22 protein-coding genes, 1 rRNA gene, 4 pseudogenes and 2 riboswitches are annotated in these 22,624 nt (G+C 48.8%); of the genes and pseudogenes, 13 read left to right on the top strand and 14 right to left on the bottom strand.

From position 1 onward, the window contains the following. Positions 1-100: 100 nt before the first annotated feature. The 4 genes and pseudogenes from L0M14_RS04210 to gcvH form a co-directional block, all read right to left on the bottom strand. A 16S ribosomal RNA gene (locus tag L0M14_RS04210) occupies positions 101-1,644 on the bottom strand. A 459-nt stretch (positions 1,645-2,103) separates the two neighbouring features. Continuing rightward, positions 2,104-2,411, bottom strand: a pseudogene (locus L0M14_RS04205) (hypothetical protein). Between the two features lie 197 nt (positions 2,412-2,608). After that, entirely contained in the window at positions 2,609-3,202 is a 594-nt protein-coding gene (locus tag L0M14_RS04200; RefSeq protein ID WP_235120986.1) for a sulfite oxidase-like oxidoreductase, read from the bottom strand. Between the two features lie 33 nt (positions 3,203-3,235). Further along, complete coding sequence (gcvH, locus tag L0M14_RS04195; protein ID WP_235120985.1) at positions 3,236-3,619, bottom strand: glycine cleavage system protein GcvH; 384 nt, start codon at positions 3,617-3,619, stop codon at positions 3,236-3,238. Positions 3,620-3,811: 192 nt separating this feature from the next. Beyond that, positions 3,812-3,920, top strand: a riboswitch (glycine riboswitch). A 3-nt stretch (positions 3,921-3,923) separates the two neighbouring features. Then, a riboswitch (glycine riboswitch) is annotated at positions 3,924-4,030 on the top strand. Between the two features lie 100 nt (positions 4,031-4,130). On the opposite strand from gcvH, the gene gcvT reads away from it, so the two are divergent. The 3 genes and pseudogenes from gcvT to gcvPB all read left to right on the top strand — a co-directional run bounded on the left by gcvT (position 4,131) and on the right by gcvPB (position 8,111). Next, positions 4,131-5,219, top strand: a complete 1,089-nt coding sequence (gene gcvT / locus L0M14_RS04190) for a glycine cleavage system aminomethyltransferase GcvT (RefSeq protein WP_235120984.1) — start codon at positions 4,131-4,133, stop codon at positions 5,217-5,219. 83 nt (positions 5,220-5,302) lie between these two features. Further along, positions 5,303-6,657, top strand: a pseudogene (gene gcvPA / locus L0M14_RS04185) (aminomethyl-transferring glycine dehydrogenase subunit GcvPA). After that, the gene (gene gcvPB, locus L0M14_RS04180; protein WP_235120983.1) at positions 6,654-8,111 is read left to right on the top strand and encodes an aminomethyl-transferring glycine dehydrogenase subunit GcvPB; all 1,458 of its coding nucleotides are present in this window, start codon (positions 6,654-6,656) and stop codon (positions 8,109-8,111) included. Before gcvPA ends, gcvPB begins: the two are co-directional and overlap by 4 nt. 506 nt (positions 8,112-8,617) lie before the next feature. On the opposite strand, the gene L0M14_RS31395 is transcribed toward gcvPB, so the two are convergent. The 3 genes and pseudogenes from L0M14_RS31395 to L0M14_RS04170 form a co-directional block, all read right to left on the bottom strand. Then, entirely contained in the window at positions 8,618-9,094 is a 477-nt protein-coding gene (locus tag L0M14_RS31395) for a hypothetical protein (RefSeq protein ID WP_311198830.1), read from the bottom strand. Continuing rightward, positions 9,091-9,539, bottom strand: a pseudogene (locus tag L0M14_RS31805) (Gfo/Idh/MocA family protein). Before L0M14_RS31805 ends, L0M14_RS31395 begins: the two are co-directional and overlap by 4 nt. Then, positions 9,536-10,816 carry an MFS transporter gene (locus L0M14_RS04170; protein WP_235120982.1) on the bottom strand — a complete coding sequence of 427 codons (1,281 nt, stop codon included), beginning with the start codon at positions 10,814-10,816 and terminating at the stop codon, positions 9,536-9,538. The pseudogene L0M14_RS31805 and the gene L0M14_RS04170 overlap by 4 nt, the downstream one beginning before the upstream one ends. A 308-nt stretch (positions 10,817-11,124) precedes the next feature. On the opposite strand from L0M14_RS04170, the gene L0M14_RS04165 reads away from it, so the two are divergent. The 4 genes from L0M14_RS04165 to arsC all read left to right on the top strand — a co-directional run bounded on the left by L0M14_RS04165 (position 11,125) and on the right by arsC (position 13,725). Further along, positions 11,125-11,535, top strand: a complete 411-nt coding sequence (locus tag L0M14_RS04165) for a hypothetical protein (RefSeq protein WP_235120981.1) — start codon at positions 11,125-11,127, stop codon at positions 11,533-11,535. Between the two features lie 119 nt (positions 11,536-11,654). Beyond that, positions 11,655-11,969, top strand: a complete 315-nt coding sequence (locus L0M14_RS04160; protein WP_235120980.1) for an ArsR/SmtB family transcription factor — start codon at positions 11,655-11,657, stop codon at positions 11,967-11,969. Between the two features lie 16 nt (positions 11,970-11,985). Further along, positions 11,986-13,287: an arsenic transporter gene (locus L0M14_RS04155; protein ID WP_311198891.1), complete on the top strand. Its 1,302-nt coding sequence runs from the start codon at positions 11,986-11,988 to the stop codon at positions 13,285-13,287. 15 nt (positions 13,288-13,302) lie between these two features. Continuing rightward, a complete protein-coding gene (gene arsC / locus L0M14_RS04150) occupies positions 13,303-13,725 on the top strand; it encodes an arsenate reductase (thioredoxin) (RefSeq protein WP_235120978.1) in 423 nt (140 codons plus the stop codon). A 187-nt stretch (positions 13,726-13,912) separates the two neighbouring features. On the opposite strand, the gene L0M14_RS30880 is transcribed toward arsC, so the two are convergent. Together L0M14_RS30880 and L0M14_RS04145 are read right to left on the bottom strand one after the other, a co-directional pair. Beyond that, positions 13,913-14,227: a M17 family metallopeptidase gene (locus L0M14_RS30880; RefSeq protein WP_260115436.1), complete on the bottom strand. Its 315-nt coding sequence runs from the start codon at positions 14,225-14,227 to the stop codon at positions 13,913-13,915. Next, a complete protein-coding gene (locus tag L0M14_RS04145; RefSeq protein ID WP_350340507.1) occupies positions 14,139-14,822 on the bottom strand; it encodes a M17 family metallopeptidase in 684 nt (227 codons plus the stop codon). The genes L0M14_RS30880 and L0M14_RS04145 overlap by 89 nt, the downstream gene beginning before the upstream one ends. Here L0M14_RS04145 and L0M14_RS31800 point away from each other — a divergent pair. Both L0M14_RS31800 and L0M14_RS04140 read left to right on the top strand, forming a co-directional pair. Beyond that, complete coding sequence (locus L0M14_RS31800) at positions 14,769-15,083, top strand: hypothetical protein (RefSeq protein ID WP_350340533.1); 315 nt, start codon at positions 14,769-14,771, stop codon at positions 15,081-15,083. The genes L0M14_RS04145 and L0M14_RS31800 overlap by 54 nt on opposite strands. Positions 15,084-15,132: 49 nt before the next feature. After that, positions 15,133-15,468 (top strand): hypothetical protein, encoded by a 336-nt coding sequence (locus L0M14_RS04140; RefSeq protein WP_235123079.1) that lies wholly within the window; start codon positions 15,133-15,135, stop codon positions 15,466-15,468. Between the two features lie 93 nt (positions 15,469-15,561). Here L0M14_RS04140 and L0M14_RS04135 read toward each other — a convergent pair whose 3' ends face one another. The 3 genes and pseudogenes from L0M14_RS04135 to sigI all read right to left on the bottom strand — a co-directional run bounded on the left by L0M14_RS04135 (position 15,562) and on the right by sigI (position 19,033). Beyond that, positions 15,562-16,578 carry an aldo/keto reductase gene (locus L0M14_RS04135; protein ID WP_235120977.1) on the bottom strand — a complete coding sequence of 339 codons (1,017 nt, stop codon included), beginning with the start codon at positions 16,576-16,578 and terminating at the stop codon, positions 15,562-15,564. Between the two features lie 240 nt (positions 16,579-16,818). Further along, a pseudogene (locus L0M14_RS04130) lies at positions 16,819-18,170 on the bottom strand (anti-sigma-I factor RsgI family protein). Between the two features lie 77 nt (positions 18,171-18,247). Beyond that, positions 18,248-19,033 carry an RNA polymerase sigma factor SigI gene (gene sigI, locus L0M14_RS04120; protein WP_235120974.1) on the bottom strand — a complete coding sequence of 262 codons (786 nt, stop codon included), beginning with the start codon at positions 19,031-19,033 and terminating at the stop codon, positions 18,248-18,250. Positions 19,034-19,230: 197 nt separating this feature from the next. Between sigI and L0M14_RS04115 the strand changes: the two genes are divergently transcribed. After that, entirely contained in the window at positions 19,231-19,380 is a 150-nt protein-coding gene (locus L0M14_RS04115; protein ID WP_235120973.1) for a hypothetical protein, read from the top strand. Between the two features lie 64 nt (positions 19,381-19,444). Next, positions 19,445-19,870: a LytTR family transcriptional regulator DNA-binding domain-containing protein gene (locus L0M14_RS04110; protein WP_235120972.1), complete on the top strand. Its 426-nt coding sequence runs from the start codon at positions 19,445-19,447 to the stop codon at positions 19,868-19,870. Here L0M14_RS04110 and L0M14_RS04105 read toward each other — a convergent pair. After that, entirely contained in the window at positions 19,844-20,476 is a 633-nt protein-coding gene (locus tag L0M14_RS04105) for a hypothetical protein (protein WP_235120971.1), read from the bottom strand. The two genes, L0M14_RS04110 and L0M14_RS04105, sit on opposite strands and share 27 nt — an antisense overlap. Positions 20,477-20,632: 156 nt before the next feature. On the opposite strand from L0M14_RS04105, the gene L0M14_RS04100 reads away from it, so the two are divergent. After that, positions 20,633-21,415 carry a LytR/AlgR family response regulator transcription factor gene (locus L0M14_RS04100; protein ID WP_235120970.1) on the top strand — a complete coding sequence of 261 codons (783 nt, stop codon included), beginning with the start codon at positions 20,633-20,635 and terminating at the stop codon, positions 21,413-21,415. A 73-nt stretch (positions 21,416-21,488) separates the two neighbouring features. On the opposite strand, the gene L0M14_RS04095 is transcribed toward L0M14_RS04100, so the two are convergent. Then, positions 21,489-21,911, bottom strand: a complete 423-nt coding sequence (locus tag L0M14_RS04095) for a hypothetical protein (RefSeq protein ID WP_235120969.1) — start codon at positions 21,909-21,911, stop codon at positions 21,489-21,491. A gap of 199 nt (positions 21,912-22,110) precedes the next feature. Between L0M14_RS04095 and L0M14_RS04090 the strand changes: the two genes are divergently transcribed. Continuing rightward, positions 22,111-22,617, top strand: coding sequence for a DUF4912 domain-containing protein (locus L0M14_RS04090; protein WP_235120968.1), 507 nt, complete (start codon positions 22,111-22,113; stop codon positions 22,615-22,617). The last annotated feature ends 7 nt before the right edge of the window (positions 22,618-22,624 follow it).

The following is a 22,624-nucleotide window of genomic DNA, read 5'->3' as shown; positions in this document are numbered from 1 at the left end:
TGGGGACCAAGATTGACCTTTCAAAACTGAACACGAGTGAAGAAGCTGTTTGTGCTCTTAGAGCACTTGACTGGTTCGTTTCAGAACCGAGTCTCCATAGAAAGGAGGTGATCCAGCCGCACCTTCCGATACGGCTACCTTGTTACGACTTCACCCCAATCATCTACCCCACCTTCGGCGGCTGGCCCCTTGCGGTTACCTCACCGACTTCGGGTGTTGTAAACTCTCGTGGTGTGACGGGCGGTGTGTACAAGACCCGGGAACGTATTCACCGCGGCATGCTGATCCGCGATTACTAGCAATTCCGACTTCATGCAGGCGAGTTGCAGCCTGCAATCCGAACTGAGATCGCCTTTTTAGGATTGGCTCCAGATCGCTCCTTCGCTTCCCGTTGTAACGACCATTGTAGTACGTGTGTAGCCCAGGTCATAAGGGGCATGATGATTTGACGTCATCCCCACCTTCCTCCGGTTTGTCACCGGCAGTCATCTTAGAGTGCCCACCCGAAGTGCTGGCAACTAAGATCAAGGGTTGCGCTCGTTGCGGGACTTAACCCAACATCTCACGACACGAGCTGACGACAACCATGCACCACCTGTCTCCTCTGCCCCGAAAGGAAGCCCTATCTCTAGAGCGGTCAGAGGGATGTCAAGACCTGGTAAGGTTCTTCGCGTTGCTTCGAATTAAACCACATACTCCACTGCTTGTGCGGGTCCCCGTCAATTCCTTTGAGTTTCACTCTTGCGAGCGTACTCCCCAGGCGGAGTGCTTATTGTGTTTACTTCGGCACCAAGGGCATCGAAACCCCTAACACCTAGCACTCATCGTTTACGGCGTGGACTACCAGGGTATCTAATCCTGTTTGCTCCCCACGCTTTCGCGCCTCAGCGTCAGTTATAGGCCAGAAAGTCGCCTTCGCCACTGGTGTTCCTCCACATCTCTACGCATTTCACCGCTACACGTGGAATTCCACTTTCCTCTCCTACACTCAAGCCATCCAGTTTTCGATGCGAACCGGGGTTGAGCCCCGGGCTTAAACACCAAACTTAAATAGCCGCCTGCGCGCGCTTTACGCCCAATAATTCCGGACAACGCTTGCCCCCTACGTATTACCGCGGCTGCTGGCACGTAGTTAGCCGGGGCTTTCTTCTCCTATACCGTCACACACCAGGCAGTTACTCCTGATGCTGTTCGTCTAGGGCAACAGAGCTTTACGATCCGAAAACCTTCATCACTCACGCGGCGTTGCTCCGTCAGACTTTCGTCCATTGCGGAAGATTCCCTACTGCTGCCTCCCGTAGGAGTCTGGGCCGTGTCTCAGTCCCAGTGTGGCCGTTCACCCTCTCAGGTCGGCTACGCATCGTCGCCTTGGTGAGCCGTTACCTCACCAACTAGCTAATGCGCCGCAGGCCCATCTGTAAGCCACAGCTTGCACCGTGTTTCATGATCTCTCCATGCAGAGAAACCAGCTATCCGGTCTTAGCTATCGTTTCCGATAGTTATCCCGGTCTTACAGGCAGGTTGCCTACGTGTTACTCACCCGTCCGCCGCTAGCTTGTCCCCGAAGGGACAAACCCGCTCGACTTGCATGTATTAGGCACGCCGCCAGCGTTCGTCCTGAGCCAGGATCAAACTCTCCAATAAGGTTAAGATGTCCACATCGAAATGTATCACATCTTGAATCGACTTCTCGATTGGCATAAATAACTTCCGCTAAATCGCGGTCGCTCATCCATGAATCTTCATCGATAGAGTTATTTCTAATAGCTCAATGTTAAAGCTGACGAGATTTTGCAATCTCTTTGTTTAGAGTTGTTTACACGACTTGCTTTCTTCACTCGTTGTTCAGTTTTCAAAGAACAATTTCTTTCGTTCACTGCCGCGTTACCGAAGCAGCGAGAAGTAATATACCATGTGTGAATTTCAATTGCAAGTACTTTTTAAAATTTCTTTTTTCGATCCATGCATGAAGATACTCAACGTGCTTAGAACGTTTCATCAATTTGTTTTGCGCTTGCTTGTCCCAGGTTGTCTGGAACAGGATTCATAATATACCACGTTCATTATCAAAACACAACTGCTAAGTTAAAATCGTCTACACACCTAATCTTCAGCTATATCTGCTCTTAAATCACTGGCAACTTCAACCATCTTGGGTAGGACTGCTTCATTATTCCCGGATACATAAAGATCCCCTGATAATGACGAAACGGAATCTTTATATCGCCATAACTCCACATAAAAAAATCCCCTTCAATGGACATCGTGGTCTCTCCTGTTACCGTAAAAACGGGAGTATAAGTAAAATCCTCTTTTGAAGCAAAATATTGCTTGCATTCCTCCAAAGTTATTGTTGGCTGGGATGATATATTTTGTTGGAACTCTCTAGTAATGCGGTAACGCTTGCTCATTGTAAATCCTCCATATTGTATATGAAATCGGGTTGATTAGAGTTAATTGCTAATGCTCCAAGCTTGTGTTGCTAACATCCATTATTACATTATGTAACGGATCGAAAGTCAAGTCCTTATTGGAACTAGGGAATTCGGTATAGAAAAAAGACCTCTGTTACGTCAAGGACGCGGACAGAAGTCTCGTACATTACAAATTAATCAAAATCGTATCTTTGCTCGAGCCAAGGATCTCCATACATATGGTACCCATTGCGCTCCCAGAAACCAGGCTTATCTTTGGACATAAATTCGATACCGCGCAGCCACTTGGCGCTTTTCCAGAAATAAAGATGAGGAACAACCATGCGAACCGGGTAACCGTGGTCCGGACTCAATGGCTCACCGCCGTGCTTAATGCCAAAGAAAGACGTATCCATAAGAAAGTCTTGGAGCGGAAGGTTCGTCGTCCAGCCTTGCTCAGCATGCAGCATTACATGTGTTGCCTCAGGACGCAGCCGCACATTGCTCATGATTTCGGAAACCGCAACACCTTCCCATACATTATCTAATTTGGACCAAGTCGTTACGCAGTGAATGTCGTTTCTAAATTCCTTTCGAGGTAAAGCCATAAATTCGTCGAAGGACAATGCAATATCTTGTTCCACTTCGCCGAATATTTTCAAATCCCATTGGCTCATGTCTTTGTAATGAGGAACGGAGCCGTAATGAAGAACCGGCCAGCCCTGGGTAAGCGTCTGCCCTGGCGGCACGCGATCGTTATGAACTTGCGATTTTTCGCCGAACAACATGTATGTTCCCCCGCTTCGCAACTAGTTGATTTTCTAGCCTATGTACGCCTCGTACTCAGCCGCAGTAAGGAGACCATCGAGCGCTCCTGCACCTGAAATTTCTACTTCAACCATCCATCCCTGATCAAATGGATTACTGTTGACCAACTCCGGAGACTGCTCTAGGGTACTATTTACGTTCGTTACCTTGCCCGTTACCGGAGAAAATATATCCGATACTGTTTTCACAGACTCTACGCTGCCGATGCTGTCTTCGGCTGTGATTGTTGTTCCCACCTTCGGGAGCTCGACAAACACGATATCTCCAAGCTGGTCTTGCGCGAAATCTGTAATACCTACACGAACCAAGGTATCCGAAAGCTTTTCCACCCATTCATGTTCCTTGGTATATAACAAATTAGCTTGAACTTGACTCATCGAATCCCGCCTCGCTTACCTGAAATTTGCTTTTAGCTTAATCTAAGGGAAACTACAAAGTCAAGCGATCACCTTATCCATGGGAGGCAGTTGATTAGCACTTTTGTTTTGAAATATTTGGATAAACTAGATCGGCAGTATTGTCCAAGCTAGGCTCATAATATGTATATAGAACAATTCAATATGAAGCCAATGATGGTACAGGGAGAGACTGCTAAGCAAGACGTGCAGTAAGCCTAACGGCGCCGAAGGAGCAAGCCGAACCGGTGAATCTCTCAGGCAAAAGGACCTGTACTGGACGCATCTCTGAAGAGATCCGCCTGGCACTATGCTGCTAATGTGCGGACACCCAAGGGGAAACTCGTTCAAGGCTTTTGGAAGCGAGGCAACTCTCAGGTACAAAGGACAGGGCAAGAGTATGTGTGTTTGTGATGCGTACTTTTGCTCTTTTTTCGTTTTTGGGCAAAATAACCGCAGCACTAAAAATGTGGATCGAAAGCGAGGAAGCGCAATGTTAAAACGAACACCGCTATTCCCCGTGTACGCGGAGCATGGAGCGAGAGTGATTGATTTTGGGGGCTGGGAGCTCCCCGTACAGTTCTCAGGCATTCAAAAAGAACATGATGCCGTCAGACAGCAGGCCGGATTATTTGACGTATCCCATATGGGGGAAGTGCTCGTCAGTGGAGCCGATTCCCTTTCCTTCTTACAGAAGCTTACCACAAATGATGTCTCCCGGTTGGAAACAGGACAGTGCCAGTATAGTTTGATGTGCTACCCGAAAGGCGGGGTGGTCGATGATCTGCTTGTCTACAAGCTTGGTGATGACAGCTATATGCTGGTCATTAACGCATCCAACATCCAAAAAGATGTCGACTGGATGCTGCAGCATGCCTTGGGGAATGTGGATTTGAACAATATATCGGACAATACTGTTCTACTAGCCCTGCAGGGTCCCCGCTCTGAACAAATTTTAAACAAATTGACGGATGCGCCGCTTGCTACACTCAAGCCTTTTCGTTTTTTTCAGAATGTTGAAGTCAACGGAATGAAAGCACTGATCTCCAGAACCGGATATACAGGGGAAGATGGTTTTGAGCTATATATCGGAGATATCGACGCTGTAGACATGTGGAAGACACTATTAGAAGCAGGTCAAGAATTCGGTTTAGTTCCCGCTGGTCTTGGGGCAAGAGATACGCTTCGTTTTGAAGCCCGTCTTCCCTTATACGGCCAGGAGCTGTCCAAAGACATCACGCCGCTCGAAGCTGGTCTCTCCCCTTTCGTTAAGCTGGATAAGGGGGATTTCATCGGACGTGATGCCCTTGCCAATCAAAAAGAGTACGGAGTGACCCGCAAGCTTGTCGGTATCGAAATGATCGAGAGGGGAATCCCGCGTCCGCACTATGCCGTTTATGCAGGTGAGCAAAAAATCGGTGAGATCACTACCGGCACACAATCTCCAACCTATAAAAGAAATGTGGGCCTCGCACTGGTCGATTCGGCATTCAGCCAAATAGACACGGAGTTAACCGTCGAGATTAGAGGTTCATTGGTGAAGGCCAAGGTCGTGGCTACTCCTTTCCACAAAAGAAAGTAAGGACTGGCGAAGGGTTACGTGCACGAATCCAGCTGATCTCTCTAGTTGAGAGTTAGCGAAAAAAGAAAGGAGCCTGACAGGCTATGAAGCATCGATACTTACCCGTCACGGAGCAAGATCAACAAGCCATGCTCGAGACCATCGGCATCTCGTCCATCGACGAGATGTTTGCGGACATTCCGCAGGAGGTGCGGTTTCAAGGGGAGCTGGACGTCTCGCCGACCCTTGACGAGCAAAGCCTTCTGCGATACATGCGAAGGCTGGCGGGGCGCAACGCCGACTTCGACCGTTATGCCAGCTTCCTCGGCGCTGGCATCTACGATCACCATCTGCCTGTGGTGATCAATCATGTCATTTCACGCTCGGAGTTCTACACAGCGTATACGCCCTATCAGCCGGAGATCAGTCAGGGCGAGCTCCAGGCGATCTTTGAATTTCAGTCGTACATCTGTGAGCTGACCGGCATGGCCGTGGCGAACGCCTCGATGTACGACGGGGCGACAGCCCTCGCAGAAGCTGGAGCCCTGGCCAGCGGCGCGACCAAACGGCGCCGGCTGCTGGTGTCGCGCGCGGTGCACCCGGAAGCGCGCGCCGTCCTGCTCACGACCGCCCGCGGGCTGGGCTTGAAGTGGTCGAGATCGGATACACGCCTGAAGGCGTGACCGATCAAGACGACCTTGCTTCCAAGCTCAGCGCCGACACCGCCGCGGTCATCCTCCAATCGCCGAACTTCTTCGGCTGCTTGGAGGATATCGCGGCGGTGAAGCCGCATGCGCACGGCGCGGGCGCGCTGCTCATCGTGAGCGCGAATCCGCTCACGCTCGGCCTCTTGGAGGCGCCGGGCAAGCTCGGCGCCGATATCGTCGTCGGCGACTGCCAGCCGCTGGGCATCGCTGCCGCTCTGGGCGGGCCGACGTGCGGCTACTTCTCCGTCGCCGAGCCCTTGATGCGCCGCATGCCTGGGCGCATCGTGGGGCAAACCGTAGACCGCGCAGGCAAGCGCGGGTTTGTGCTTACGCTGCAAGCGCGGGAGCAGCACATCCGACGTGAGAAGGCCACGTCGAACATTTGCTCCAACCAGGCGCTTCTCGCGCTTTGCGCATCCGTGTATCTGTCCACGATGGGCAAACAGGGCATTCAGGACGTCGGCAAGCTCAACGTTCAAAAAGCTCACTACGCGGCAAAACGTCTTGCCGCGTCCGGCAAAATCCTGCTGCCTCTCAGCGGCAGCCGGTTCAATGAATTCGCCGTCAAGCTGCCGGACGGCACGAATATTCAGGAGCTGAACCTGAGGCTCCTGGAGCGAGGGTTCATCGGCGGCTACGACCTCGGCCGCGACTACCCTGAGCTTGCCGGACACATGCTCATTGCCGTCACCGAGCAAAGAACGCGTGAAGATATAGAGGCCTTCGCCGCTGCATTGGAGGAAATTATATGAACGATGCCAAATCGCTAATATTCGAAATGAGTCATCCCGGGCGGGTTGCGTACGCAATCCCTGAATGCGATGTTCCTGAAGCTGATCTAAGCGAGCTCATTCCAAGCCAGTATCAGCGAAAAACACCTGCTGAGCTCCCCGAAGTGTATGAAGTTGACGTTATAAGACACTATACATCCTTGTCCCGCCGCAATTTTGGCATTGATAACGGGTTCTACCCGCTCGGCTCCTGCACCATGAAATACAATCCAAAGATTAACGAGGATGTCGCCCGCTTCCCGGGCTTCGCCAAAATCCATCCCTATCAGCCGGAGGAATCGCTTCAGGGTGCTATGGAGCTGCTTTACAATCTTCAGCACGACCTGCAAGCCATCACCGGTATGGACTGCGTAACCCTGCAGCCCGCGGCCGGCGCCCATGGCGAATGGACCGGTCTGATGATGATCCGCTCTTATCATGAAAGCCGCGGCGAGCGCCGCACTAAGGTCATCTGCCCTGACTCCGCACACGGCACGAATCCAGCCAGCGCCACGGTAGCAGGCTTCGAGACTATTACGATCAAATCTAATGACCGTGGACTTGTCAATCTGGATGAGCTTCGCAAGGCTGTGGGTCCCGATACGGCGGCACTCATGCTGACGAACCCCAATACGCTCGGCTTATTCGAGGAACAGATCGTGGAAATTGCCGAGATCGTGCATGAAGCCGGAGGCCTGCTCTATTATGACGGAGCCAACGCCAATGCCATTATGGGCATCACTCGCCCTGGCGATATGGGCTTTGATGTCGTTCATTTAAATTTGCATAAAACCATGAGTACTCCGCATGGCGGAGGCGGCCCAGGAGCAGGACCGGTCGGTGTTAAGGAGAAGCTGATCCCCTTCCTTCCCGCTCCTCTCGTCGGACAACGGGAAGACGGAACCTATTACTGGGACTCCAACTTTCCGCAATCCATCGGTCGAGTGAAAGCTTTTTACGGAAATTTCGGCATCCTAGTGCGTGCCTATACGTATATTCGGACACTGGGACCAATCGGCTTGCGCAAAGTATCTGAGTACGCGGTACTCAACGCGAACTATATGCTGGCCAGATTGTCGCCTTATTTTGATGTGCCGCATCCAAGATTCTGCAAGCATGAATTCGTCCTGTCTGGCAACCGGCAAAAGAAACTCGGCGTCCGCACGCTCGACATCGCCAAGCGGCTGCTTGATTTCGGCTATCACCCGCCAACGATCTATTTTCCGCTTAATATTGAAGAGTGCATCATGATTGAACCCACGGAGACAGAGAGTAAAGAAACGTTGGATCAATTCGTCGATACGATGATCGCCATCGCCAAGGAAGCCGAGGACAATCCAGAACTGGTGAAAAATGCGCCTTATACGACCGTAGTGAGCCGTCTAGATGAAGCGCTCGCCGCACGCAAGCCGGTATTGAATTGTTCGTGTGGTTAAGTAAGTTGAAGTTACACCGTGAAGCAGATATGAAGGGATTAAATAATGAATCTGAGGAATAAATGACCGAGAATGCCGTTCACATACTGCAGGATTCGTCGTGGACACGAAGTGATAATCGTAGAGGTATGTATAGCATCCGAATAACGAGCACAGAGGCAAACAGCGAACTGATATAGAGCCTAGACGAGTTATTGAGAAGCGTATAAGTAATTGAAATGATTCGTAGGGGAATGCACGGTGGAATTGGTGGATTTGATCTAATATCTTTGAAAATAAAAACATAAGCGCCTTCGCCCTTTGCTTCATGCATAGGATGAAGGCGCTTCTTCAAATCAGCCGTAAGTCGAAGTCTCCATATTAAGCGCCCGCGCTTCTTTGGGAAGGGTGGCTGATGCCCTGCAAAGGAACCTTCCAAGCGATCATGATTTTATGTTTGCGGAAGAAAGTAACCCCCCTCTCGGGTTGCTAGGTTGAGCCAAGTGGGTTACTTCCTTCAATCTCAGTTACAGCGACAAACGCTCCACCAGCTCATGGGTTGGCAGAACCAGGTCCGCTCGAATGCTGCAGGACTGAGGCGCATCCAGACTTTGTAGAAAATGGTCCACACAGCCAGCAAATCCCCTGCGGTAGAGAATCGTATCCCAACTGCCAAAGGCACGAATCCGAGGCTCGGCTCCCTTTTCATACATGATTGCTGTTTCCATATTCGTGACTTCCACCGATCTGCCGCTGCCGTGAAGCTCCAGCTTCTCCAAGTCAACTCCTGCAAGGCGAACCATGCTATATGTGCCCGTTGAGGTACCGAAGGACAAGCTTCCTGACGCATGAAGCAGCTTACCCTCTCCATCTACTTGCTGATTATAGGTCTGGAGCTCGTAATCCCCATCGCCCATCCATAATAATAGATCCAGCATATGAATCAGATCATCATATAAGGTTTCTTTGGCGCTGCTCGCCTGCTGCTTTATTCGATGCTTCACCGCGGAACACCAATCAAATCCCCTGCTTCCGCAAGCCAATGCTTGGCTTCTGCATATAAGGGCGCAAACCGCCGATTGAAGCCTGCTGCAAGCAGTACACCCTTGCTTTCCGCATAGGCGGCCATTTTCACCGACTCCTCCCAAGAGCCGGACAACGGCTTATCCACGTAGACTGCAACTCCTGCCTCGATACAACGCATGACGATATCAAAGTGTGTGGAAGTTGGGCTGTGCACAAATACAGCATCTACTCCTTGCTTAATAACTCTTCCAAATGCGTAGTCCCGAAAGGAATTCGGTACTTGGCTTTCATCCGGTCAACGGTAGCTTGGGTCGAACTCATCAGCCCCGCAATTTCAACCTGCTCATGTACGGTTAATAAGGGCAGATACACCTTTTGCGCGATATCTCCAAGTCCGATGATGCCAATTCTTTTACGTTTCATAATTTACCGTCCCCTCCTTTCTCATTTCCTAGTACCAATCTTCCTACGAATAAAGCAAACAAAAGCAGGATGATGCCTGCTGACACAGATACACCGTAGGTTTGCATCCATAGAGGTGTATTCACCAGCCATGCATACACTTTACCTCCGAAGATAGGTCCTAAGAACGCGGCAAAGCCCGTTAATGCTGAATAAGTAGCTACATACATCGGTCGTTCACTCTTAGGTGTGTCACCTATGGTAAAAGCAAACACCATTTGATTGAAGCCGCCAAGTCCAATTCCCAAAGCAATATGTACAGCGTAAAGCACAACAAGGATTGGAAGAACTACTAACCCTCCCCAAAGCAGACAGGCAGCTGCAATAATCGGCAGCGACCACAGTAACAGCCGCTGCGCGCTATATCTAGCATTAAGAATCCCCCAGACATAATAGCTGCCCATCATCACAAGCGTATGTACAACCGTAATAAGAGAAACAGCCTCGTAGCTGATGTGCAAAAGCTTTAGCATCACATAGGAAAAGAACGGCACCGTTATCCCTTGGACAAACAGCCATATCGATAAAAACACAACAGCCCGCAAAAATCCACGGTCTTTCAGCGGTTTATTAATCATCCCGAGCGGATTGACCTCCGACGATGGTTCGAAGGAAGGATTCGGATAAAGGGAATACGCAATCACATTCAGAATGGCGCAAATCCCCGCGATGATGAATAAATAGTAGAAGCCCTGACCTCCCGGATTCCGGTCCAGTATCTGCCCTCCAATGAACAAGGCAAGGCTGCTCACGCCGCCTAATACCGTATTGCGCAAGCCAAAATATCTTCCACGCACAGCAGGCGGCACTACATCACTAATAAGTGAGGTCCAGACGACACTGCCTGCCGCGTTGCACATATGAGCCGTTGTGTAAAGTACAATGTACATCAACACCCAAAGCTCCTTAGGAAAAAGAAATGGAATGAGTCCGACAGCAGGCCAAAGCAGCCTATGAAGCGAGCCAAAGACCAGCAGCATCAGCTTACGATTGCGAAATCTTTGCATCAAAACAGCCATAGCTATTTGCACCACATTGACAACCGTGGTCACAGCTAGTACGAATCCGATTTCCTGCGATGTAGCACCTAGAAACAGCAAATATCCCGTTAGGAACGGGCCCCCTAGGAGTTGGAAAATAATGACTGCCGGGAAACCCTCAAAGGTGGCTACCCAAAGATGTCTGCGGTTCGGTGAGATCTTTCTTCTTGGCACGAGAAATCGGTAGTTAGCTTTCATGGCCTTCGGTCTCCTCTACGTTATGCGTGTGATGTCAGGGACGGAACTTCCAACATTCTAAGGGCTGCAATCCGCAAGACTCTTGTGGTAAAATGGATCAAGTAACAGTTAGACGAATTTATCACGTCAGGCGGGATTAACGGATACCTATGAAACCGAACACCTTTGGGCTACTTATCAGCACACTGCTCTTTTTGATCTTTATTGTACTCTCCCTTGTGTTTCAGTCAACCAAATATTTATACATCGCAAGCGTCTGTCCTCTATTGATTGTGCCCTTCCTGCCAGAGCCTCGAAAGAGTCAATATGTGAAGCCAAATCAAGCAGGCAGCACATTTCGAATTATGAGACTGTCCGAGTATGAATCGCAAGACGAAAGCGGTCTCCTTGCCATTGTATTTGAGCCGGGCGATGTTAGCTGGCAGCGCAAAATGCTCTATTTTCATATAGAAGATATTGTGACTACAGCATCCATACAACCGCACGAGCTTTCAGCGAGTATCGCTGCGCTTCCATTCGATCTCAAGCCTCACCCTAGTAAGAAAGGCTGGGTCGGCATCTCTTTGCGGCAGCTTGCGGCAAGAATCGAGCAACTATCCGTAACCACAGCCGAGATTAACCGGATTATTATCCGTATGGACGATTTGCAGCAGATCATGCCAAGCAGCCGCAAGCTCAATTCTTCTGTGCAAGGACAAGGACAGAGGATTCAGGCTTGAAGCCTCCCTATCGGGAGGTTTTTTTCTTCATATCCTCAATTCAGAAAAGCTATTGAATATATAATCACATTATTATATATTTATTTGCGAATATGAAATCATACAGAAAGGATACCCGTATGGAAGAACTTCGGATTATGGCTGAGCAGTTCAAAATGCTTGGGGATTCGTCCCGGCTAACTATTTTGGCACTGCTTCGGGAGAAAGAATTGTGCGTATGCGAAATTGTCGACATCATGGGCATGTCGCAGCCCAACATCAGTCAGCATTTGCGTAAGCTTCGGTCAGCTGGCTTAGTCACGGAAACCCGAAAGGGACAATGGATGTATTACTCTCTAAGCTTGAATGATAAACCGCATATCGAGCAAGCGTTGAGTCATCTGCCTTCATTAAGCAACACGATTTCAGCTATGAAACCGGGCTGCTGCGAGTAATGGTGGTGGTTGCATGATGATAACAGCGGCTGTGCTCATTTTTCTACTCACTTTAGTTTTTGTCATTTGGCAGCCCAAAGGGCTGAACATCGGCTGGTCAGCAAGTGCAGGAGCCATACTGGCACTAATATGCGGCGTAGTCAGCTTCCAAGACGTACTCGAAGTAACCGGCATGGTGTGGAATGCTACGCTTGCCTTTGTAGCGATTATCTTGATTTCCTTGCTTTTGGACGAAATCGGTATTTTTGAATGGTCAGCCCTACATGTGGCTCGAATTGCAAAGGGCAGCGGCAAGCTCATGTTTCTCTATGTGATCTTGCTTGGGGCAGCAGTGGCTGCATTCTTTGCCAATGACGGAGCGGCATTGATTTTGACCCCCATCGTACTTGCCATGGTTCGCGCATTATCCTTTGAGAACAAGTACATATTGCCGTTTATCATCGCTAGCGGCTTTATTGCTGATACCACCTCACTGCCCCTCGTCGTCAGTAATTTAGTAAATATCGTATCTGCGGATTTCTTTGGAATCGGGTTCGTCGAATATGCCGTCAACATGCTTGTTGTCAGCTTATTTTCTTTAGGAGCCAGCATTCTTGTTTTATATTTGTATTTCCGCAAAAGCATCCCTAAACGCTATGATCTAAGCCATCTAAAAAAACCTGGAGATGCGATTAAAGACAGGAAGCTTTTCCAAATATCCTGGGTGATATTGATCTTCCTACTAGCCGTTTATCTGCTCAGCGAATATGTAGACATCCCCGTATCCATTTTCACCGGAATAGTTGCAATTATTTTTATTGGATTGGCCAAGAGCAGTAAAGCAATTGATCCTGCAAAAGTGATAAAAAGCGCTCCGTGGGCGGTCGTTATTTTCTCCATTGGCATGTATGTAGTGGTGTATGGACTTAAAAATGCTGGTTTAACCCAGTTACTTGGGGAAATTATTCACAGCTTCGCTAGTAAAGGTTTATTCACGGCAACGGTCGCTATGGGATTTTTGGCAGCGGTGCTGTCTTCCATCATGAACAATCTGCCAACGGTGATGATCGATGCTTTAGCCATTCAGAGCTCGCAAACGGAAGGAATTGTTCGAGAAGGATTGATTTATGCCAACGTGATCGGCTCTGACTTGGGACCGAAAATTACTCCGATTGGATCCTTGGCCACGCTGCTGTGGCTTCATGTTCTCTCGCTGAAGGGGATTAAAATTTCATGGGGAAATTATGTGAAAACAGGTATCATTCTGACAATCCCTACATTATTCATCACGCTTGCCGGCCTCTATGTGTGGCTCGGCATCATTCATTCGGGTAACTAAGGAGAGACATACGTCATGACGAAAAAACTAGTTTACTTTTTATGCACCGGAAACTCTTGCCGCTCTCAAATGGCTGACGGCTTCCTACGATCTATTGGCGGCGAAACTTACGAAGTACACAGTGCGGGGCTTGAAGCTCACGGCTTAAATCCTAGAGCTGTACAAATTATGGAGGAAGCCGGCATCGATATCTCCAGCCACACGTCAGATGTGATCAGTCAAGAGCTTCTAAGCCGTGCTGACTATATCATAACACTCTGCGGACATGCCAATGATAACTGTCCTGTAGTTCGTAACGATAAAGCGGCCAGATGGCATTGGGGCTTCGATGACCCTGCCAAAGCTGTTGGTACGGAAGAAGAGATTATGACTAAATTTCGTGAGGTTCGCGATGCAATTAAAGCTCGGATCGAGCTGTTTGTAGCTGAAGGTACATAAATCAAGTGAAAACACAAAAAGGCTTTCCTCGGGAAGCCTTTTTGTGTTTGTTGATAATGGAGGGATATTCCAAACGTCCGTAGATTTTCTCCGGGCGCTGTTGACATTCTGTTATGTGATTGGAACAAAAGCCTTCTTAGACGAGCAGCAGGAAATGTCGCAACGCAGATCTGCTTTGGTTTTCACTTTATTCACATAAATAAGCTGCTAGTGTGCGAACCATTACCCCGGTTCCTCCCTTAGGCTCAGTACCTTTGGCTGACCAGAGCCACGCCGTTCCCCCAGTATCCAAATGAATCCATGGGGTGTTCTCGGCAAAGTAGCCTACAAAAAGACCGCCTGTAATAGCGCCAGCCCAGCGATCTGCCGTTGTAGCATTTTTGATATCAGCGACATCGCTTTTCAGCATGTCTCTATACTCCGGATAATTCAGGCAGCTGCCACAGCTTCTCGCCAGCTCCCGCAGCTGCGTCCAGCAGCGGACGCAGGAAGCTGTCGTCATTCGTAACGGCCCCCGTCGCAACATCTGCGAGGCAGACGAGAATCGCGCCCGTTAACGTTGCCACATCGATTAGACGAGTCGCGCCTAGTTGCTTGGCATACGTGACACCTTCCGCTAGGATGATGCGGCCTTCCGCATCGGTATTGAGCACTTCTACGGAATGTCCGCTGAGAAGGGTGACAATGTCGCCCGGGCGGTAAGCTGAACCGGATGTAGCGTTCTCCGCGGAGGGAATGACGACCACCAGATTGATTTTGGGCTTCAAGGTACCCACCACATGGAGCGCTCCGAGTAATGTGGCTGCGCCTCCCATATCGCTGATCATCTCTTCCATGCCTTCGGGCTTCTTCATCGATACGCCTCCGGTGTCGAAGGTGACGCCCTTGCCGACGAGGCCCAGCACGTCGGCGCTGCCCGGATCACCCTCGTAACGGAGGGTGATCATCCGCGGCGGGTGCACGCTGCCCCCGCCGACAGCGATAAGGCCGCCCATCCCGCGGGCGGCGATCTCGCGCTCGTCCAGCACCTGGATGGCGAAGCCATGGCGCTGGGCGAGCTTCACGGCTTCCTCGGCGAGGGAAGCCGGAACGAGCATGTTGCCCGGGAGGTTCGTCAGATCCCGGGCATAGTTCGTGCCCTCCGCCACCGCAATCGCGCGGCGGAGGGGCGCTTCCAGAAGCGCTGCGTCGGCAGCCGCTTCGGTGAGCAGCGCCGCCGAACGGAGCTCCGCCCGTTCAGGCGCGCTGCGGCGGTAGGCTCGGATGCGGTACGCACCGAGCATCAGCCCTTCGGCCAGCGCGCCGGCGGCTGGCCCGGCTTCGATGCCGCTTGGCAGCTTCAGCGCCAAGCGCTCTAGGTGCAGCGCGTGCGCCCTGCGCGCTGCGAAGACCGCGGCTGCGCGCAGCGTGTCGCGGGTGGCTGCGAGGGCCGAGCCCGGCAGCCAGCACGTACGCGTACGGCAGCAGCCCGTGCGTCGGGAGCGCCTCGAGCTCGCCGGAGGCGCCGGTGAACACGCCCTTCTCGCGGAGGCGGCGAAGGGCGCTATCCAGCTGCGGCTGGCCGAGGAGCTCACCATCATCACGCAGCTGCTCCTCCGTAAAGCCTACTACGATGGCATCCGCTTCCGCGTCCAGCTTGGAGTAGGAGGTAAAGGCAAGTGTTTGGAATTCAATTGTATTTTCCAGCATAAGCATTCAAGCTCCTTGTCGAGATTTATTATGTACATCATGCTATCACTTTAGAGCTTGGAAAAGCAAAAAATCACGATCCACCCCGAGGCTCCTGAGAGCTGCGGGGGAATCGTGACTGGTAAGCGGGTATAAGTCAAAAACCATTTACGCGTAATAGCCTGCGGCTTTTTTGATGACGCTTTGCATAGGAAGATGATAAGGGCATTTTTGCTCGCATAAAGGTTTTTCTTTACAAGGCTCGTGGTCCGCACAGGAAATAATTTTATCCCGGTGCTTATCAAAGAAGCCATTTCCCTTCGGCAGCAATCCGAACTTGTCACGAACCTTGCTGGAGATCATGACATCAGGAATCGGAATTTCTATTGGGCATGAGCAGTAATTGCAGCGTCTGCAATCATGACCGCCCAGCTCCAAAGCAAGCTCCTCCAATTCACGGCGCTCATCCGCCCCGACATCTTGCTCCTGAGCAGCAAGGTTCTCCTGCACTTCCTTGACGCTAACCATTCCTGAAATGGTCACGTGTACATCTTGGCTGAACGGATACCGGATTGCGCGTTCAACGGGTTGAATGAATCCACCGGACAACGGCTTCATCGCGATTTTCATCATATCGAGCTCTGTAGCTTGGGGTATCAGTTCGTTGAGGGCGAACGGCTGCGCCAGATTCAGGTGAAACAGAACCTGATCGAATTGCCCCTTCGAAATCCATTTGGCCAGCAATTCCGGACGGTGTCCTGTGATACCGATAAACCGAACCTTGCCTTCTCTTTGTGCTTCTAGTGCAGCTTGATAGGCGCCGCCATCATCCATGAGTTGCTTGTATTCATTGACATAATTGACATAGTGAATCTGCAAAAGGTCGACATGGTCCGTCTTCATACGGGTAAGACTGCGCTCAATCTCTTCCTTCGCCGACGCATAGTCTCTCTTGTTTGTCTTTGTTGCCAAGAAGTATTCTTTTCTGCGATGAGAAATGCTATCACCGATAATTTCTTCACTGTTACGGTATCCAGCTGCCGTATCGATATAATTGATACCGTGATCAAGAGCAAAGTTCAAAGCCTCTTTGGCCTGCTCAAAGGAGACGCCCGGCAGGTTCATAGCGCCAAAGCCAAGTGAAGATACTTGATATTCTGATTTTCCTAACCGACTGTATCTCAAAGCGGAATTGCTCCCTTCCGAGTATTCTGATCCATGTAATCGTAAATCGTAGATTGCCTATTGCTTATTGTAATACAACTTGGACGGATATTCTACGTCTACATATCGTCCTATTTTCTCTAAAGCTCTATCACTCTCCAGAATCTCGAGCAAAAAAAAGATAACCCCACCGATCGTGAGGTTATCTGCCTATTTTATCTACCAATACTACCTTTGAGAATCATCAGACTTAACAACTTCTTAGTCGGATTTATCCATTTCGCTTTGTTTCTTGTTATCGTTCCTGTCGTTGTCGTCTTTGTCATTCTTATCATTCTTATCATTCTTGTCATTCTTCGTTTCTTTATCGTCTTTTCCGGGCTGTTTGCTATTTTTGTTGTCGTTCTTGCCATTATCTTTTCCGTTCTTGTCGGGGCTATCCTTATCGTCGGTTTCGGTTGTTCGCCCCTGCTTCGGAGTCGGCTTCGCCGAAGGCCCGACCGGCTTGCCAGTTAGCTTCCCGTTAGGACTAGTCTTTGATGAGTCTTCGCTTTTATCATTATTCTCTTTATCACGGCCTACAGACTTTTTTCCGGAATTTTTGGTATCTTTGTCGTCATCTTTATTAGTCTTACTGTTGCCTGCTTTTGGCGGCGCTGTCTTAATTGGCTTCACCGTGGAGGGTTTGCTATTCGGTTTGCTTTTATCATTAGCACCGCTGTTTTTATTCGTATCCTTAGTGTCCTTATCGTCCGATTTGCCATTCTTACTGTTATCTGATTTCTTCTTCTGCTCTTCCCGTTCTTTGGCCAGCTTCTGGGCCCGTTCGCTTAGCTTACCGGATTTCTCATCCTCCACAAGCTTCTTCAAGCTGGTCTTGCTGATGGGCTTGTCGGGCTTAACGAGCTTATCAATGCCGCCTTTATCCTTGGCTAATTGATGAATGGATATGGATTTAATATCATCAAGCGATACATCCGCCCCATTATCAAGTGCATTCAGATATATGGCATATTTACCGGCTGATACACCGTTTGAGGTTGCTTCCTGTCTAACCTCCTGCGGCGCGGCAAAAGCCGTAACTTCGTAGTTGGCGGTTTGTTCGGGATGAGCCTCCTCGATATGCTTGTCGACCTGCTCCTTTACTTTGGTAGCAATGGCCTCATCATTCACAGACGCCTTCTCTTCGACAAGGGTACTGCTGATGATAATATCTCCTTCTCCTTTGCCGAGAGCCCCTTGTTCCGCTTCATTCAAAATTTCAGAAGTAACATCACTTAAAGATTTCCCCTTATAGTCTACGGCTTGTATAAGAGCTTCACCGTCCGTATTGAGCCCCTCAGATCCCGGACAACTTCCTCGTTATCAATGCCCATCTCTACGCTTGGATTAATATCAATCGATACATAGGCTACTACCTGTCCGCTGGGCAGTGTCCCTGTAAGCGTTGAAACTAACACGAAGCAAAGCACGATCGCTGCTGCAAGGCTGGAAGCAATAGCCAGCTTCGGCACCTTCATTCGTGGTTTGGCAGGGGCCAAAAGAATCTCTTCCCCCACTTCGCAATTACGGGTTCCTCTTGGAAGCTTCTCGAACCGGCCGTTTGGACTCATGACAATGATCGTGTTTTCGCTCATTTCCATTACGATTCCCTTGTTCATGCGCTAGTCCTTCCTCTCTGTAACATCAATCAATCATCCACCCTGATTTGTAAATAATCCCGCAAATACGGGTACGGTCCGTTAAAAATAAGTGCTATGGCTATTAGATATTTCCGGTTCCTTTCCAATGTTTTCCTTGAAACCTGAACCTTCTGAAGCAGCTCCTTGATCGGAAGCTGCCGCTTTGTCAGCAGAGTGCGCATAAGCTCTGCATCCTGAGAAAGCGTATGACCAATGCCAAAGAGCATCTGTCTGGAATCGTCATGCTTAGGTGAAATGTCCGCAAGCTCCGAGAAATCAATATCAAACTCTTTTAGGCACCGGCTGAAATCCAATATTTCGCTACGACGCTCCTCGAGTCCCTTTTGCTTCTCGTACGCTTCGATGGCTTGATGAACCTCAATCGGATTGACAATATTGTCCTCTTCATCCTCCTGCTCAAAAGAGCTATATGGCACCTGCCCTTGAAATCGCTGCTCTTTACGCAAGTAATCAATCAGCCTGCGTCTGATGACCGTCTCAGCAAAGCCAAGGAATGACCTTCCCATCGCTGCAGAATACTGGCTGATCGCTTCATTAAACGCTCCCAGCGCGATGGAAAACTCATCATCTCTGGCAGGATCGATATATCTCTTGCAGAATCTGCTTGTCACCTTAGCAACAAATGGCTGATAGTCGACAATGAGTTGATTTCGCAGCCTGATATCACCGTTTTGTATACGTCCAACCATTTCTTCCAATGGAGAGGACGGAGTTTCATTCGGTCCGTCGGAACGTCTTTTTCCGAGAAACTTCTTGAATAGTACAAGTAGCACCGTTCCACCTCACAATATAGGTATTTCGTCACGCTTTTCAATTATTCGGGGGTACATCTCCTATGTATTTCACAGGCAAAACAAAATCTATTATACCACACAAGTATGAATCTACGACTAATGGGAAATAAAACCTCACATGCTGTATCATTTCCACTAGATTTCCTTTAAAATATGGCATATTGGAGGCGATGATTTTGGATATAACGAATAGTTTCGGGAAGTTTCTTGAACAGCTGCGTGGTAAAATGTCCCTCCGCAAAGCTGCAAGCAAAAGCGGTTTGTCCCACGCCTATATTCGCGATCTGGAGCTAGGGAAGAAACCGCAGCACAAACGACATCATTAAGCCATCCCCCGATACACTTAGGAAGCTGGCGATTGCTTATGATTATTCATATACAGAGCTTCTCATGAAAGCAGGTTATCTGGAAGAAGAACCGACAAAGTCGGTTCATGTCGAATTATCCCTAAAGGACGTCCAATATGTTGAATTCGGCATTCATGACATTCGCTATCATCTGCCGGAGCGAGTGGTCCATCAACAGGTTGAATCACTTGTCGAATTTACTGACCTGCTGGAGGAAATGCAGGAAAATGATTTTATCAAGCTGGATTCTCACTTGCTGGTTAACCTGCGCAAAATAAAAAAGTATGCCCCCAGTGAAGGCAAACTTTATTTTGATGAAAGCTATGAAGGGCCTAGTGTTACGATCGCATCACTTCCACAGCGCAAGTTTCATTTGCTGCTGCTAGAAGCCGAAGCGGCCAACACAGGCACTAAATTGGTAAATAAATCTAACCAATCCGGTTCATTCGTACCCAAGCTCTTCCCGTAATACCATGTAAACAAACATAACTGCGGTCATTGTGATCATTTGAATCGACATGCCCGTCTCCAGAATGCTGAAATGAAACCTATCTTTTAATAGCACAGTGAGAACGATAAGAATAAATCCATAGAATCCTAGATTTTTTCTAGTAAACGGAATTTTCGTATAATGTACGAGGAAGGTAAACCCTAATCGAAATCTGATCATCGCAGATATGACAACGCCCTTGGCTATAATGAACAATATCACTAGCAGCAGTACATCTAACAAATTTTCATGAACCGCATCCGCCATACTCTTGGTCGATAATATACCTAGCGTATCATTAAGCAGGAGTACCAACGTGCTGATGATCCCTGACAACGTGTAACCCGACAATACGGCTAGCATAGCCGCAACGGGTCTAAACTTTAATTTGAAATAATAGAGGGCGAACATGCCTATGACGCAGGCAAAGGGCCCTATATACCAAGCTGCAAAAGCTCCAAGCCATGAGACTAGTACAATTTCTCTTACATAAGGTTGTATACGTTGACGGAATAAGACAAGGGTTAATAAAATAATAGGTATGTACTGAACGAAAGAAAGCAGAACAAGTATCCATCTCGTCAATGTATAGTCACCTCTGTCCTTTACCTGCCACTTCTGCTAACAATGATTCGCTTGAGTATCATACCATCAATAACTGTACCCATGTAAGTACTTTGGACCCAAATGGCTGTTTCTGCGGACAAGTTGTCAGTTGATCTTACTTGAGGAGAAATGAACATGAGTCAAACTTATACCATTGCGATCGTCGAGGACAATCAATGGGTAAGGAAGCTGCTAGAGGAATACAGCGAGCAAAGCGGACTCCGGATTGTATTCTCAGGTGCAGAAGCCGAAATGTTACTGAAATCTGTTCATGACATACAACCGGATATTCTACTTGTCGATATCGGACTACAAGGAGAGCTTGACGGTATCTCCATGGTTCAATCTCTACGGAAGATGGGTCACCGTCACAAAGTGATTATGGTCAGCGGGACGAGCAATATCGATCATATCCTGACAAGCTTTCATGACCTAGGCACACTTTACTTCCTGTCCAAACCGGTGTTATTTTCCAAATTTCAATCAGCCATTAACCGAGCAGTTGCCGAAATTCACAATGATCATCAAGCTTCGTCAACTATAAGTATCGAGCCTGCTCCCCACTGGATCACGGTCAAGCATCAGAAATCGGAAATCCCGGTGTCCGAAGAATCCATTCTTTATGTGGAGAAAGAAGATAAACGGCAGACCATGATCCACTTGATGAATGGCGAAACGATCGCGGCAAGCACCAACCTTACTGATATACTGGCGCAATCCACACCTTTTCTGTTCAGCCCTTTCAAGGGCTTTCTGATCAACATGCGCTATGTCATATCCTATGTAAAAGAATTCAGTTTTCCAACATCGAGAAGGTTCCTTATCCATATGAATCATACTTCAACCAAAATACCGCTTAGCCGCAATCTGCAAAAAGAGTTTGCCCGATTGCTCCAAGAACTGCACCCTAAATCCTAGTAAACCACCAAATTATCAATCTAGAAAAAAACAAGCCTCTTTATTCTCTTGAGAATAAGGGGGCTTGTTTTCATTATGGACGCTTCGAAGTCTTCTTGTTCTTCAGCTTGTCTCTTCGAGCACTAAGCATCTTTAGTCTTTTCTTAAGCTGCTCTTCCCACTCCGTATCACCAATCGTCTTGGCGACGCTAAGCAGATCCAATCCCATATCAATCTGACTGCGGACAATATCCAGAGGCTCTTCCCCTTCGTGATTAACGCAGTTATCATGCAAAATTTGATCTTTACCGTCCACGTACTCGGCAAAATCTACCTCCGCCGCACCGTCGCCATGGGCGTATTCCGCCAATATCTCGTATTCATTTTCTACAAGATAGTGAATCTCGATTCGATGACATACCGGGCAAAAGAGTATAGGCACATTATGAATTTGAGTACGAATGTGCTTCAAAGTACCTTTTGTTCCGATCATACTGGCTCCACAACAAAAACTCATGGAAATCCCTCCTTCTCATTACCCGGAATACCCCAATATATTCGCTTTGGATGACCGAAATTCCTTTTTTGAAGCGTCTGTAGTTATTAGCAGTTTACGCATAATTTACAAGCAAACGGCACATGCTGAAACAGTCGTGCCGTTAACATGTTCCGGTATTTGATTCATTATATGCTTGACAAGCAAGGAGGGAATATTAATGAAGTCATTGCCTAGCGCCTCTTTCGAGGTGCCTGACCGTTACAATAAGGACTTGCTTCACTTGATGGTACGCGATGCGCACACACTTTATGTATATTGGGAAATCAGCGACCGACGTCGCTGGCTGGTGGCCCAGCATTTTGAATGCGACTACGGCATGATGCCGAAGGTTTTACGCCTGTACGATATTACAGATACTTACTTTAACGGTAGTAACGCTCATTGGCACCGAGATACACTCACCACGCCGGAAGCAAATAACTGGTATTTGCAAGGGCTACAGGCTGACCGGACCTACGTGGTCGATATCGGCACCTACACCTGGGACCATCAATTCATACCGCTGCTTCGATCGGGATGCGCCGCTACGCCGAAAGATACGGAGGCTGTTTGGGGCGAACCGATTCGAGGTGTTGTGCCGCAAGCGCAAGCTGCCCATGTACATAGCCGAATTGTCCCGCAATTGTTCGAAAATCTGCAGCCCTATACCCCTTACGCGAGGTGATGCCAAA

Source organism: Paenibacillus hexagrammi (assembly GCF_021513275.1).
Classification (GTDB): Bacteria; Bacillota; Bacilli; order Paenibacillales; family NBRC-103111; genus Paenibacillus_E; species Paenibacillus_E hexagrammi.
This window is presented reverse-complemented; position numbering and strand designations above follow the sequence as displayed.